The sequence below is a fragment of the Pedobacter sp. Leaf170 genome (assembly GCF_920984665.1).
GTDB lineage: Bacteria > Bacteroidota > Bacteroidia > Sphingobacteriales > Sphingobacteriaceae > Pedobacter.
In genome coordinates this window covers 362,676-376,758 of sequence record NZ_CAKLBP010000002.1, presented here as the reverse complement: position 1 = coordinate 376,758, position 14,083 = coordinate 362,676, and the positions used below count along the sequence as shown (strand labels likewise).

The following is a 14,083-nucleotide window of genomic DNA, read 5'->3' as shown; positions in this document are numbered from 1 at the left end:
GCGTTGGTAATCTATTTTTTGATAAGGATTAGTCGGCCAATATTGATGCGGTTTTTATCTTTATCATTTTTAAAGTGCAGGGTAATTGTATTTCTGAATTCGTTTACTTCTATATCACACAAAAACTCATTCCTTTTGTATGTTTTTTGAGCAGTATAAAATGATATTGGGTTACTAACTTTCGTTTGTCTTTGCCAAATGGTTATCTCAGCACCATCACCAGCAGTTTCCATATCAGCATAAAGTTTGTATTTCCCTTTTGGAATTTCTTGCAAATCAATTCTAACCTGAGCACCGCTTCTCGAAATAATGTTATTACCATCGATAGTAGCCTGGCCATTAAAGCTGAGATTCATTAACTGAGGATAAACCATCATCGTATCTGGCAAAAAAACTGTTGTAGATTTTTCTGTTGGTTCATTTGATTTAGCAATTGCCTTTTCGCCGTAATAAAAAGCAACAGAAGTGTAAACTCCGGGCTTATTATTTTGCTCCGGACCATGCTCAATTGTATGCAAAATACTCTGATTAAAAGGCATTTTATCCGTTAAAAATAAACGGTAACCGCCCGTTCTGCTAAATGGAAGCGAGTAATCTAACGAACCATGAATAGGCAAACTCATTTTTCTGTCCCAACGATCGAGTAATGCATACCAGCCTCCATTAAAATAATCTTCTGATCCTGTTCCATGCATGCTCATCTTTCCGTCAATAGCGGTGTAATCATCTCCCTCAAAAAACAAAGTCATGCCAGGCGTTAAACCTTGGGCTTGCAAAATAGTACCCACATAATGCCCTTTGCCTGCTCCACTTAAAAACACATGGGGCTTGCCGGCGGTTGTTTGTTCACTATTCCAGTAAGCATAAAATTTACCTTCAGTTTGTTGATTTCGAACTTTTGCAGCGTAATAGAATTTTGCTTTAATTCTCAGTGATTCGGCTTTATCCTTAATGCTGCTGTTTCGATAATACAATTCAACCTTTGCATGATTATCAAAAGGCATAGAAAAATAATTGTAATTTATATTGTTAGCCGTTCCAATTAATAAACTTTGCATAGAAATCTTTCCGAAAGCGTATCCGAAAAAATCGGCTATTGGCATGTAAACCGCTGGCCGGCTTTCATTATCCCAGGTTATTTTTATATCAATTTTTTTGTTTAGTCCTTCAAATTGTGTGGCGTTTTCTATTTCAAAACCTAACAAGCGCCCGCCTTTATCTATTTCTGCCAAGGTAATGTTTTGGCTGGTCGATATGGTTTTATCCACAACAAGGGAGTCAATGGGGCTTTCAGCCATTATGCTTTTCTTAACATTTAACCATGTTGATGACACTTTTGCCAAGGCAGCTGTTTCTTCCTGATTTAAATTTGAATCGAATGTTTTAACATTGGCCTTTTTACCAAAATTGCGGTACTGAATCTGGTAAAACTCTAACTTTTTGCCTCTAAAAACTACCTTGCATCCATTTTTATATGGTATTGGAAAATAACAATAATAGCCTCCAATCTGGTTACCACAAAGCGGTAATTGAAAAGGCGCAGCATTTCCGGAAAATAAATCTGAAAATTTAATCGAGTAAGATGGCTTTTTGCTACCATCGAAATAAAAATCGATGATATCATTTGTTGGAGTAGGTGTCCAAATCCTGTTGATAACCCCTGCTCCTTTATCTTCAAAAATAACTAAACTGCTATCTGGATTTTTTTTGATAAAAGAATATTTACCGCTAAAACCATCGTCGTTATTCCCTGTTGTATCGTAAGACGAGTATTGTTTTATAACCGCATCTGTATATTTTGGCAGGTTGCCAATGTTTGTCATGAGCTCCAGTTCTGACTTTACACTAATTAAATTTTGTTGTGCAGATAGTAGGTTAGGCAATGAAACTAACAAAACGCAGAAAAAAAGAATAGTTTTAAGAAGTTTGTTAGCTGTCATAGTTAATAATTTAAAAAATATATCCGGTTAGAGCATCACTAATTCGATTTAGTAATGATTAAAACTAATTTATTAAATATTCTACATGGAATTTAAATATCTATAAAGATGTTACTCACTATCAACCAAAAACATTAATTTAGACGCTAACAAGGCTTTTAAAAGCAACAAAACTTATTATTATGATTTTCGACCTGAGCAAAACTAAATCTGTTGCAAATACCTTTGTTGCAGAACTTCGTGATGAAAACATTCAAAAGGATTCGATGAGGTTTCGCAAAAACCTTGAAAGGTTAGGTGAATTTTTTGCTTATGAAATCAGTAAAACATTAAAATATCAGCAAAAAGATGTAATAACGCCATTGGGTACCTCCAGCTGCGAATTTTTAGAAATTCAACCTGTATTAGCTACAATTTTAAGGGCAGGCTTGCCATTACAACAAGGTCTGTTAAATATTTACGATAAAGCTGAGTGCTGTTTCATTTCGGCATACCGGAAAGTTAAAAAAAGTGGCGATTTTATCATCCAGATGGATTATGTTTCTACACCAGATTTGGATGGACGTGTATTAATTATGGCCGATCCAATGCTGGCAACCGGACAAAGCATGGTAATGTGTTGCAAAGAATTAATGAATCGTTATAAAATTGCTGAATTACACATTGTGGCGGCTATTGCAAGCGTAGAAGGCGTGGCGCATGTTAAGGCAAACTTACCCAAGGCAAAATTATGGCTTGGCGCAATTGATGAGGAAATGACCAGCAAATCTTATATTGTACCCGGATTAGGCGATGCCGGGGATTTAGCTTATGGGGAAAAAGTGTGATCAGGATTTTTAGGATTAGCAGGATATAACTTTCCAATATTCAAACTTTCAACCCTTTCTACTTCACTAATTCTAACCATCCCAATAACAAAACATCTTGAAAAACAAAAAACACATATTCTTTGACCTTGACCACACGATTTGGGATTTCGACAGAAATGCAGAAGAAACGCTTCAAGAGCTATATAAAAAATATAAGCTTGATGAATTGGGCTTAAAATCATGTTCGGATTTTATTTCAAAATATACAGAGAACAACCATAAGCTCTGGGCAGATTATCACCTCGGAAAAATCACTAAAGACTTTCTTCGGGCAGAGCGGTTTAGCAAAACATTTTTGGAATTGGGTATCCATCCGGATGCCGTTCCACATCAGTTTGAAGACGATTACGTATGCATTTCTCCAACGAAAACGAATTTATTTGAAGGTGCAGAGAATGTTTTAAGCTATTTGCAGCAGAAATATACTTTACACATCATTTCAAATGGTTTTAAAGAAACTACACTTACAAAAATGGATTTTTCAGCACTTAATCCATATTTCTCGAACGTAATTATTTCTGAAGATGTTGGTGTGAACAAGCCAAATCCGGTAATTTTTGAATATGCATTAGATAAAGCAAAAGCACTTAAAGCAGAAAGCATTATGATTGGAGACAGTTTGGAGGCAGATATTTACGGTGCATTAAATTTTGGTATGGATGCCATATTTTTTAATCCGTTAAAGAAAGAAAAGCCTGAAGATGTGAAAAAGGAAATTGTTCATCTTGAGGAACTTTTGCAGTTATTTTAATAGTATTTAGTAGCTTTAAGAATGACTGCAGCCAAAATAAGAGTTTCAATCCATCACATTGTGGAAGCTTATAAAGCAAAACTTTCTTCTTATACTGATGAGATTTTTGAAACAACACCACCCATAAATGGCTGGAGTTTTAGCGAAGTTTATTGCCACATTTTCGATTCGAGCATACTTTCTACCATTGCTCTTGAAAACGCAGCAAATGGTAAAGGTGAAGATAAACCCACCCATTTTATTGTAAAACTAATACTGCTATTTGGCGCTCTGCCGCCTGCAAAAAAATATGAAGTACCAAAAAGACTTGCGAGCAGGGTAAAAAAAATCAGTAAAACTGAAGCCTTGGATTTTATTTTAGAATTTGAAAAAACCTTAGAAAATGTTTATACACAAATTGCAAAAGCTTCTAATCGTTCAAAAACCAAGCATCCAAGGTTAGGGTATTTAAACTCAAAGCAATGGTTAAGGTTTATAGAAATCCACTTAAAGCATCATTTAAAGCAGTTAATTAGAATTGAAGAAAGCTATCTGCAAAGAACATAATTACCATCATTAAATAAGAACTGCTTATGAAAAAATCATCGTACTTATTTATTACCTTGATATTTTTTGCCTGTAATAATAAAAAATCTTCAACGCAAGTTGTTATAGCCACTCCAACAGGTATGCAGGGCTTGCAAAATAGCGCTCCAGCGCAGCCGGTAAATCAATCCGTAAAGAGTAATTTAATCTTTAATCCTGAGCATGGTAAACCCGGACATAGATGCGAATTAGCGGTTGGTGCTCCTTTAAACCAGGCTGCATCTACCCCACAAGCTCAACAAATTGTAAAGCAAGAGATTAAAGCAAAAGCCGAGCCTCCAATCGTAAAAACATCGGCAAAAAACCTGAATCCGGCTCATGGTCAGCCGAGCCATCGATGCGATATTGCGGTGGGTGCGCCTTTAGATTCTAAGCCAGTAGCAAAGCCAGTTGCTTTAAACAAATCAGTAAATAAAACAACAGAAGCAAGCAGCAAGATAAAACTCAATCCAGAACATGGAAAAGATGGACATAGGTGCGATATTGCAGTTGGCGCTCCATTAACTTAAAAAGCTAATGCAATTTTTTACATCTTTGCGCTGATGAAATTACCCGCCATAAAAGGTTTTGATGAAGAGGCTTTTAACAAGTATTTAAAAAATGCTGGTTGGGTTATGTTTGGCAAAGGATTAAGCCTTATTGTAAACCTTTTAATTGCCCGTTACCTTGGTCCCATTTTATTTGGAGATTTAAACTTTGGCTTATCTCTGGTTGCTATTTTAGCTGCGGTTGGTGCCTTAGGTTTAGATACATTTATCATCCGCGAAATTATTCAAGAACCAGAGAAACGCAACGAAATATTAGGCACATCGTTATGGCTCAGAATGGTTGCAAATGCACTGCTGATTCCTGTAGCAGTAGGCATTTACTTATTCAGTCATCATCTTTCAACAAAGCCGGGCGAACCACTTACACTTTTAGTCGGCCTACTTGCACTCGCCTCCTTCTTTAAATCTTTTAATGTAATTGATGCATATTTTCAGTCTCAGGTACAATCGAAATATGTAGTGCAGGTTCAAAATATCTGTTTAATCGTTACTTCTGTTGTAAAAATAATTCTTATCACATTAAATCTGCCGCTCATTTATATTGTATTAGCTTATGTTTTTGATGGGTTAATTCTGGCAATTGGTTTAATCCTTATTTTTCAGAAACGGGGATTTAATATTTTCGATTGGACCTTTAATAAACAAAGAGCAAAATTCCTTTTACAGAAATCTTCGCCATTAATTTTATCAGCTGTAATGGTTTCAATTTACATGAAAATTGATGTTGTTATGCTAAAAAGTATTGGCAGTAAAGCAGTAGGTATTTACAGTGCCGCTCAAAATTTGAGTGAAGCCTGGTATTTTATTCCCGTTGCAATTGTTACTTCCGTATTCCCCGCATTATTAAATGCCAGGAAAACAGATTTAGACCGCTATCAAAAGCGTTTAGGCAATTTATACGATTTGCTGGTCTTCATCAGCCTTCCTGTGGCACTTTTTATAAGTTTCTTTGGTTCTGATATTATCCATATTATTTATCAAGGTAAATATGATGGAGCCGGACCAATGTTATCCATACATATCTGGTCAGGCATTTTTGTATTTTTAGGTACAGCCAGTTCGCAATATTTAGTTGCAGAAGGCTTTACAAAAATTTCATTTTACAGAACGGCTGCCGGAGCAGTAATTAATGTTGGACTAAATTTGTGGTTAATTCCATTATATGCCGGAGTGGGAGCATCATTAGCAACGCTCATTGCGTGTTTTGTTTCAACTTTTTATTTATTATTAATTCCAAAAACTCGCCAACAAGGCATAATGATGTTAAAATCATTATTTTTGATAACTGCATTTCAAAAAATATTAAAACGTTGAGTACATTAAAAGCATTAAGCACACTAATTGCTAAACCATCAAGGTTAAAAGCATTATTATCATACGGGCATAAAGGATATCTAAATAGCATTGGCTGGTTTACCGCGTTCGACAACAAACAGGCGGTTGATGGGCAGGGCAAAGCGCTGCCTTGGGTTACATATTCTTTTATCGATTTTATAAAAGAAAGAATTAACAAAACCCAACACATTTTTGAGTATGGCTCTGGAAACTCGACAATTTTTTATGCAGAAAGAGCAGGTTCGGTTACATCGGTAGAACATGATAAAAACTGGTTCGAAAAGGTAAAAAACACCAGTCCAGCAAATGCAGAAATGATTTATTGTGAGTTGCAACGGGATGGTGAATATGCTAAAAAAGCGGCATTACTTAACAGGAAATTCGAAATTATTATTGTTGATGGAAGAGATAGAGTTAGGTGTTGCGCTTACAGTTTGGATGCTTTATCTGCCAATGGTGTAATTGTATTGGATGATAGTGAACGAGAAGTTTACAATCCTGCACGTGTTTTATTGAAAGAAAAGGGCTTTAAAGAAATCAGTTTCAGCGGAATTTCTCCAGGCTTATTTTACGAAAAAGCAACTTCAGTTTTTTATAAAGCAGATAACTGCTTAGGCATTTAATCATTACAGCATGCTCAGCGAAGAAGTAAAAACGGCATACGATAATTTTTATACAAATAGTGATGTTGCCTGGCGAATGCTCGGCGCAAAATACAAAGCAAAAAACATTGTTGATGTTTGTAGAGATATAAAACCGACTAAAGTTTTAGAGGTTGGTGCCGGCGATGGAAGTATCCTTCATTTTTTAAACGAATGGAGTTTTGCCCCTGAGCTGTATGCATTGGAAATTGCAGAAAGTGGTGTAGATATTATAAAAAGCAGAAATTTATCCAGTTTAAAATCAGTTCAAACTTTTGATGGTTACAAAATACCATTCGAGGATGATGCTTTCGATTTAGTGATACTCGCACATGTGCTCGAACATGTGGAGCATGAAAGGATTTTATTGCGTGAGCTGAAAAGAGTTTCGAAGTATATTGTTGTTGAAGTTCCGAAAGATTATCGGTTCGGGGTAGACCAGCGAATGAAACATTTCCTTGATTATGGGCACATCAATATGTACACGCCTACATCATTAAGGTTTTTATTGCAAAGCGAAGGACTTGAAATTTTAGAAGATAAGGTTTCGATGACTGCAACTGAAACGGTAAAGTTTAACGAATTTATTAATAGAAAAGCGCCAAAAACATTTACTAAAAATTTAAAAATTGAGCTGGAATACCGAATTAAAAAAGCCTTGGGAAATTTTCTTGGCAGAAAAAAGCAAGAGCAATTTGCAAATGCTTATACGGTTTTAACAAAAAAATCAGATTCAAATCTTCAAATATTTTAATAGCAAATACTTCCTGAACTCGACAGCCTAAATTTATTTAAGGATCTTATTGTATAGATGCTGAAATAAATTCAGCATGACGCAGAAGTAAAAATGGTAAAAACAACATGCAAAACCTTGCTCCTATAGCCCTTTTCGTTTATAATCGTCCGCAACATACAGAGCGAACTATAAAGTTTTTGCAGGAAAATAAACTTGCGGCAAAAAGTCATTTATACATTTTTTCTGACGGCGCTAAAACCAAAGACGAGATTGATGATGTTGCAAAAGTAAGGACCATAATCAATAAAATTGATGGTTTTAAATCCATTAAGGTAATTGAAAGGAAAGAAAATGCAGGCTTGGCAAATTCAGTTATTTCAGGCGTAAGCCAATTAATTAAAGATTATGGCAAAGTTATCGTTTTTGAGGATGATTTGGTTACCTCGCCACACACCTTAACCTACTTTAATGATGCTTTAACCCTTTATGAAGGCGAGGAGAAGGTTATGCACATTGGAGCTTATATGTACCCAATTAACCCCGAAAAGCTTCCACAATCTTTCTTCTTCCGTGCGGCTACAAGTTGGGGCTGGGCAACCTGGGAAAGGGCTTGGACACACTTCGAACCAAACATCGATAATTTGATTAGTCAATTTGATAAAAAGAAAAAATCTGCCTTTTCTATAGATAATAAAATGAATTTCTGGAAGCAAATGCAGGAATTTAAAAAAGGTAAAAATAATAGCTGGGCAATCAGGTGGTATGCCTCAATTTTTTTAAAAGGCGGCTTAACTTTAAACCCATCGCAATCCTTAGTTAATAACATTGGTCATGATGGTTCTGGGGTACATTCGGGCATAAACGATATTTACAATGTTATTATTAATCCAAAACCTATAACTAAATTTCCGAAGGTAATAGAAGAAGACGAAATTGCTTATAAAACCATAAAACAATTTCTGGCGACCAGAAAAGGCAACATGGTAAGGAGATTGAAGCGTTTTGTAAACGAGAAACTATCACAATACTTTTCAAAATAAGACAGAGCCATTCTTAAAAATTCTTTGTATTTTGGTTATTCCAAATGTTAATCATGAGAGTTTTATCCATCCTTATCTTATTTATTTCTACAAATATTTTTGCGCAAACAGCACCAAAACCATACGGAGCTGTTCCATCTAAAAGGCAACTGGCCTGGCATAATGTGGAGGTATATGGATTAATACATTTCACGCCCACAACATTCGAAAACAAGGAATGGGGATTTGGAGATGCAGATCCAAAAACATTTAATCCTACTGATTTTAATGCAGAGCAGATTATCGGTGCTGCCAAAGCCGGCGGTTTGAAAGGCATCATTCTGGTTGCAAAACACCATGATGGTTTTGCGCTGTGGCCAACAAAAACTACTGAATATAATATTACCAAAAGTCCCTTTAGGAATGGCAAAGGCGATTTGGTTAAAGAAGTTGAGCAAGCCGTAAGAAAAAATGGATTAAAATTTGGTATTTATTGTTCGCCTTGGGATAGAAACAATCCGCTTTATGGCACAGATAAATATTTAGCCATCTATCAAGCGCAGCTTAAAGAATTATACAGCAATTATGGCGAGCTTTTTATGAGCTGGCACGATGGTGCAAATGGTGGCGATGGATATTATGGTGGCGCCAGGGAAAAGCGTTCTATTGACAACACAACCTATTACGACTGGAACAATACCTGGGGCATTACCCGCAAAATGCAGCCAATGGCAAACATTTTTAGCGATATTGGTTTAGACGTAAGATGGGTTGGAAGCGAAGATGGAACAGCTGCAGAAACCAGTTGGGCAACCTTTACACCACTTCCTCCAGAGGGAAAAAATGTAGCCGTTCCGGGTCAGGCGAATTATCCTCAAAGTCCAATGGGCATTAGAAATGGTAAATTTTGGATGCCTGCAGAATGCGATGTTCCACTAAGAAAGGGTTGGTTTTACCATGAAAACGAGAAACCAAGATCGCCTGAAGAATTATTCGATTTATACTTGCAGAGTGTAGGCCATGGTGCGGCTTTGGATTTAGGCTTGGCGCCAGATACCAGAGGGCAATTACATAGTGATGATGTGGCCGCTTTGAAAGGTTTTGGCGATATCGTAAAACATACTTTCGCTAATAATCTAGCTAAAAATGGAAAAATTAAAGCCAGTAATAGCCGAGGAAAAAACTTTAGCATTAACACTATTTTAGATGGTGATAAGGAAACTTATTGGGCAACCGCTGATAAGATTCACACTGCAAATCTTGAGATTGATTTAGGTGCTGCAAAAACTTTCGACATTATAAGTTTGCAGGAATACATCCCTTTGGGACAAAGAATTGAGGAATTTAATGTTGAAGTTTTTGAAAACAACGCCTGGAAAAAAGTTTACAGCGGAGAAAGCATTGGTGCAAAAAGATTGATTATGTTGGATAAACCAATTACAGCACAAAAACTAAGATTAAACATTTCGAAATCTCCGGTATGTATCACTTTAAGCGAATTTGGAGTTTATAAAAAAACCTTATAACGGTTTCTTTGCCTGTAGAATAATGTAAGGCGACAAACTTTGGCTCTCGAAAGGAATAAGTTTTGTGAAAACTTTGCCACTTAACCATACAATTTTTTTAAATAAACGAACACCAGTAGATTTTTGGGCTTCGTTTTCTAACCATACGCTAAAACGCCCGAAGTAACCAGACTTTACTGCTTTCAATCCTGCTTTTTCGCAGATGGATTTAAGTAATTCGGGGTTCATGCTATCGATGTTGTGCTTATCGTAATTTTCTTTATCGAAGTTTTTTTGAAACCAACCATTTACGGCTTTAAAGTTTGGTAAAGTAATAAAAAGCGTTCCGCCGGGTTTTACAAAAGTAATGTGGCGATTAATAATATCGGCAGTATCATTAAAATGCTCAATTAAACCGCAGCTCAGCACCAAATCATATTGTTGAACTGGCGTGTAGTTAAACAAATCTGTTTCTATAATGTGGATGTCTTTCTCGGATAAATTGTTTTTCAACAGCAAATCGTTTACCACTGGAGGATGAACGAAATAATCTAACAGGGTAACATCAAGGTTAAAAAACTTCTTTAAAAAAACTGCATAATAACCAGGAAAGCCACCTAATTCTATGGCATTTTTAACACTTTCTTTATTTATAACCTCTGCAAGTTGCTTATGAAACAAGTAGTTTTCCGGCAACTGAACTGCAAGTCCTGTTTTACTTTCCCAATAATTTACCCAAAAAGCTCTGTCGGTTAATAAATTTGCCATGTTCTAAATTGATTCCAACGCCAAAGAAACGGAAAAGTATGATAAATTTTATATTAATTGTCATGTTGAGCTTGTCGAAACTTATTAATGTGTTTGACAAGCTCAGAATGGCGACTGGCATACCATAAAAGTTAGACCTATTTCAAGTCTTTTAAAATTTCTGCAACTGCCTTTTCTAATTGTGGGTCTTTATCATTTAAACGGTCTTCAAAAGTATTTTTCACATAAATATCTGGTGTTACACCATCCTTTTCGATATTTTTTCCATCCATTGTATAACATCCCCAAGATGGCAATCGGTATGAAGAACCATCAACCAAACCCTTTGCAGAGGTAAAAATAATCCAGCGATAAGTTTCCGTTCCAATAATTTTACCCAATTTTAATTGTTTAAAACCTGCGGCAGTCATTTCCGCATCGCTTAAAGATTGTTCGTTAATGAGTAATACAATCGGTTTTGCAGCAGGGCCGAAGTTACTTTGAGGCGCCATTTTACCACCTCTATATTTCCACTTCAAATAAGGTTTTTGAGATAAAAATCTTAGCACAGCATCGTGAACATTTCCACCGGTATTGTAGCGTAAATCCAATATAATTGCATCTTTATTTTCCTCTTGTTCAACCATATCTAAAAGGAAACGTTCTAACTCACCGCTACCCATATTTTTCATGTAAGAGTAGGCAATTCTGTTATTGCCCCATTTATCAACATTAGAGCGGTTTTTAGCAATCCATTCGTCATAAAGGTTATTTTTTAAACTACCAGAACTTTGTGGATGGATATTTACATTAACTTCTTTCCCACTTCTGGTAAAAGTTAAAGTCATTTCTTTATCTAACGATGGCTTACTAAAATAATAATCACGGTCAATTTTTTCATCAACTTCTACCCCATTCACTTTTTTCAGAACATCGCCGGGCAAAACATTTACGCTACCGTAAGATGCATTACTTTTAGCAGCAACACGTTCAATTTTAAAAGGATTTTCATTGTCGAAAATAATGCCTGTTTGGTTTGTGATATAATTTAGGTTTTTCTTTTCTTCGGCACCGAAACTATTAAAGCCCATGTGCGATGAATTTAATTCGCCAAGCATATCATTCAGTAAAATCCTTAAATCACTACGATTATTTACATAAGGCAAATAGGCCGAATAATGGGTTTTCATCTTTTCCCAATCTACACCATGGAAATTTTCGTCATAAAAATTCTCATCCAAACCAACCCATGTTTCATAAAACATCTGGTTAAACTCTGCATTCAGGTTTTTTGCGAACTTATATGCATGGTCAACTTTATCAAGTTTATTACCATCCAGGTTGTACTTATTAATGGCGCCACCTATTAAGGCGAAAAACTTATCGCCACTTTGCACAATTGTGTAATCTTGTCCATCGCCAACCTTTTCAGTTTTATTTGCTTCAAAAGGTTCGATAGTGGTTCTGTACAAACCTGATTTTCCACCTTCGTGGTTTGAACTGTAGAACACATACGTTTTATCGCCTTTGGCAAAAACATCTGTTCCAAACTGACTACCAAAACCCGGGCTAACCAGTTCAATTCTGTCTAAAATATTCTGTGTATTAATTGTAATAACGCTGGCAGGCTTTGGTGTTGGCTTAACATCAGTTTTCTTCTTTGCCGTATCGGTTGTTTTTTTTCCCTTTTTGTCTATTACCGTGGTAACTTCTTTTGGCGCAACCGGCGTTTCTTTAAATAAATCATCAAATTTGTCGGCCCGGAATGGGGCATCGTAATTATTTAAGGCCATTCGATAAATATGAACGTTTTCGCTTCCCGAAGGATAAAACGGATCTGTACGTGCACTTGTAAAATAAATATACTTACCATCTGGCGACCAGGCCGGAGCAGTTTCTGTAACGCCAGTATTTGTTAAATTGATGGTTTTGTTGCTTTTGATATTATGCACCAATATATCTTGCTCAAAGTTACGGTAAGCGGTAAAAAGCACATATTCATCATTCGGAGAAAAACTTGGGGTAGAATTTTGGATGGCCCAAAACTCATCAGTAACTAATGTTTTGCTATCAAAAGTTTTCAAATCGATAAGCTTTAATTCATTTCTTCCACTTAAATAAACGCCTAAAGTTTTAGCTTTATTAAGGGTGATGTCTCTATTGTTCGCCTTATCTTTGGTAAGCTGTTTTATGGTGCCCTTGCCATCGCCGGTTATGGTAAACCAGTTTTGATAGCCATTCCAGGTTTGACTGAAGAGAATTGTTTTGTTATCGGCCAGCCATTTGCACTGTAAAGCCCGCTCGCCAGTATTGCTTATTTTACGTATAAATTTTCCATCAGCATCGCTCACAAAAATCTCCCCTCTAGAAATAAATACGGTTTTCTTTCCATCAGTAGAAACATCAAAAGCCGAGATATTTCCACGCACATCATATTCCTGCTCTTTACTTAAAACCTGATTTCTGGAAGTGCTAATGTTAATTTTTGCTGATTTTTTTGATGCAACATCATAAGTGTAAAGCTGATAATCTTTCTCAAAAACGATTGTACTTCCATTCGCAGCTACAAAAGGGCGTTTAATTGAACTATCAAAATTGGTTAAAGCCGTTTTTTTACCATTTAAAAAAGTATAAAGATTGTATTCTTCGTTGCCTTCATCCGATACAAAATAAATATTTCCTTTCTGGTCTACGCTGGTCCAGAAATCTTTACCTAAATAATTGGTGTATTGCTTATAAGCTTTAGTTTTTGGATTATAAGATTGAATATCTGGATTGTAAGCGCCTTTGTAATGCTTACGATTTGCAAAACGGTAGCTTTCCCAGGTATCATTAAAAAATAATTCGCCATCAGGTGCTTCTGCAATATGATGTGTAGTATTAAAATAGTTATCGAAAAGGCGCACTGCAGTTCCGCCAGTTATACCAACTTTATAACTCGAAAACGAATTGAACCTACCGGAAGTAAAATAGATGCTTTTCGAATCCCAGCTCCAGTTATCCACTTCATCTGCAGCATCATTAAAAGTTAACTGCTTAATATCGCCACCTGCCAAAGGCATTAGGTAAACATCATAATTGCCAAACTGATTTGATGAAAAAGCCATCCATTTTCCATCAGGAGATATTTTGGGATTAATTTCTTCGCCTTGCATGGCGGTAATTCGCGATGCAACGCCGCCACCAACCGGCGCTTTCCAAATATCTCCATCATAGGCAAATACTATCGTTTGCGCATCGGGCGTTAAAGCTGGGTATGCGGCGAAGTAAGTTTGACCTTGTGAAAATGAATTAAAGGGCAACAGAAATGCTATTGCCGCAAGCGATTTAAATAGTTTTTTAAGCATGATTTTGTTCGTTTGGCTTTGGAAGCATGAAAATACGTAACAGTTTTTATAATCGTAAAC

General features: G+C 36.1%; 12 protein-coding genes. 9 read left to right on the top strand and 3 right to left on the bottom strand.

The window, feature by feature from the left end:
- Positions 1-11: 11 nt before the first annotated feature.
- Positions 12-1,940: a glycoside hydrolase family 172 protein gene (locus LUA90_RS06665; RefSeq protein WP_231458802.1), complete on the bottom strand. Its 1,929-nt coding sequence runs from the start codon at positions 1,938-1,940 to the stop codon at positions 12-14.
- A 182-nt stretch (positions 1,941-2,122) separates the two neighbouring features.
- On the opposite strand from LUA90_RS06665, the gene upp reads away from it, so the two are divergent.
- The 9 genes from upp (at position 2,123) to LUA90_RS06620 (ending at position 9,950) form a co-directional block, all read left to right on the top strand.
- Positions 2,123-2,767: a uracil phosphoribosyltransferase gene (upp, locus tag LUA90_RS06660; protein WP_231458801.1), complete on the top strand. Its 645-nt coding sequence runs from the start codon at positions 2,123-2,125 to the stop codon at positions 2,765-2,767.
- A 94-nt stretch (positions 2,768-2,861) separates the two neighbouring features.
- Complete coding sequence (locus tag LUA90_RS06655) at positions 2,862-3,560, top strand: YjjG family noncanonical pyrimidine nucleotidase (protein ID WP_231459252.1); 699 nt, start codon at positions 2,862-2,864, stop codon at positions 3,558-3,560.
- A gap of 21 nt (positions 3,561-3,581) precedes the next feature.
- Positions 3,582-4,106 (top strand): DinB family protein, encoded by a 525-nt coding sequence (locus tag LUA90_RS06650; RefSeq protein WP_231458800.1) that lies wholly within the window; start codon positions 3,582-3,584, stop codon positions 4,104-4,106.
- Positions 4,107-4,132: 26 nt separating this feature from the next.
- On the top strand, positions 4,133-4,654 hold the full coding sequence (locus tag LUA90_RS06645) for a hypothetical protein (protein WP_231458799.1): 522 nt from the start codon (positions 4,133-4,135) through the stop codon (positions 4,652-4,654).
- Positions 4,655-4,687: 33 nt separating this feature from the next.
- Positions 4,688-6,007 (top strand): flippase, encoded by a 1,320-nt coding sequence (locus LUA90_RS06640; RefSeq protein ID WP_231458798.1) that lies wholly within the window; start codon positions 4,688-4,690, stop codon positions 6,005-6,007.
- On the top strand, positions 6,004-6,651 hold the full coding sequence (locus LUA90_RS06635; RefSeq protein WP_231490655.1) for a class I SAM-dependent methyltransferase: 648 nt from the start codon (positions 6,004-6,006) through the stop codon (positions 6,649-6,651). The genes LUA90_RS06640 and LUA90_RS06635 overlap by 4 nt, the downstream gene beginning before the upstream one ends.
- 10 nt (positions 6,652-6,661) lie before the next feature.
- Positions 6,662-7,423 carry a class I SAM-dependent methyltransferase gene (locus tag LUA90_RS06630; RefSeq protein ID WP_231458796.1) on the top strand — a complete coding sequence of 254 codons (762 nt, stop codon included), beginning with the start codon at positions 6,662-6,664 and terminating at the stop codon, positions 7,421-7,423.
- A 107-nt stretch (positions 7,424-7,530) separates the two neighbouring features.
- On the top strand, positions 7,531-8,445 hold the full coding sequence (locus LUA90_RS06625) for a glycosyltransferase (protein WP_231458795.1): 915 nt from the start codon (positions 7,531-7,533) through the stop codon (positions 8,443-8,445).
- Between the two features lie 53 nt (positions 8,446-8,498).
- Positions 8,499-9,950, top strand: coding sequence for an alpha-L-fucosidase (locus LUA90_RS06620; protein ID WP_231490654.1), 1,452 nt, complete (start codon positions 8,499-8,501; stop codon positions 9,948-9,950).
- On the opposite strand, the gene LUA90_RS06615 is transcribed toward LUA90_RS06620, so the two are convergent.
- Positions 9,945-10,697, bottom strand: a complete 753-nt coding sequence (locus LUA90_RS06615; protein WP_231458793.1) for a bifunctional 2-polyprenyl-6-hydroxyphenol methylase/3-demethylubiquinol 3-O-methyltransferase UbiG — start codon at positions 10,695-10,697, stop codon at positions 9,945-9,947. The two genes, LUA90_RS06620 and LUA90_RS06615, sit on opposite strands and share 6 nt — an antisense overlap.
- 137 nt (positions 10,698-10,834) lie before the next feature.
- Positions 10,835-14,023: a S41 family peptidase gene (locus tag LUA90_RS06610; RefSeq protein WP_231458792.1), complete on the bottom strand. Its 3,189-nt coding sequence runs from the start codon at positions 14,021-14,023 to the stop codon at positions 10,835-10,837.
- Positions 14,024-14,083: the final 60 nt, after the last annotated feature.

What these genes read in the sequence shown, in the direction of transcription:
- LUA90_RS06615 (WP_231458793.1), bottom strand. Translation starts at nt 10,697, where the DNA reads ATGGCAAATTTATTAACCGACAGAGCTTTTTGGGTAAATTATTGGGAA.
- LUA90_RS06625 (WP_231458795.1), top strand. Translation starts at nt 7,531, where the DNA reads ATGCAAAACCTTGCTCCTATAGCCCTTTTCGTTTATAATCGTCCGCAA.
- LUA90_RS06665 (WP_231458802.1), bottom strand. Translation starts at nt 1,940, where the DNA reads ATGACAGCTAACAAACTTCTTAAAACTATTCTTTTTTTCTGCGTTTTG.
- LUA90_RS06610 (WP_231458792.1), bottom strand. Translation starts at nt 14,023, where the DNA reads ATGCTTAAAAAACTATTTAAATCGCTTGCGGCAATAGCATTTCTGTTG.
- LUA90_RS06630 (WP_231458796.1), top strand. Translation starts at nt 6,662, where the DNA reads ATGCTCAGCGAAGAAGTAAAAACGGCATACGATAATTTTTATACAAAT.
- LUA90_RS06650 (WP_231458800.1), top strand. Translation starts at nt 3,582, where the DNA reads ATGACTGCAGCCAAAATAAGAGTTTCAATCCATCACATTGTGGAAGCT.
- upp (WP_231458801.1), top strand. Translation starts at nt 2,123, where the DNA reads ATGATTTTCGACCTGAGCAAAACTAAATCTGTTGCAAATACCTTTGTT.
- LUA90_RS06640 (WP_231458798.1), top strand. Translation starts at nt 4,688, where the DNA reads ATGAAATTACCCGCCATAAAAGGTTTTGATGAAGAGGCTTTTAACAAG.
- LUA90_RS06620 (WP_231490654.1), top strand. Translation starts at nt 8,499, where the DNA reads ATGAGAGTTTTATCCATCCTTATCTTATTTATTTCTACAAATATTTTT.
- LUA90_RS06645 (WP_231458799.1), top strand. Translation starts at nt 4,133, where the DNA reads ATGAAAAAATCATCGTACTTATTTATTACCTTGATATTTTTTGCCTGT.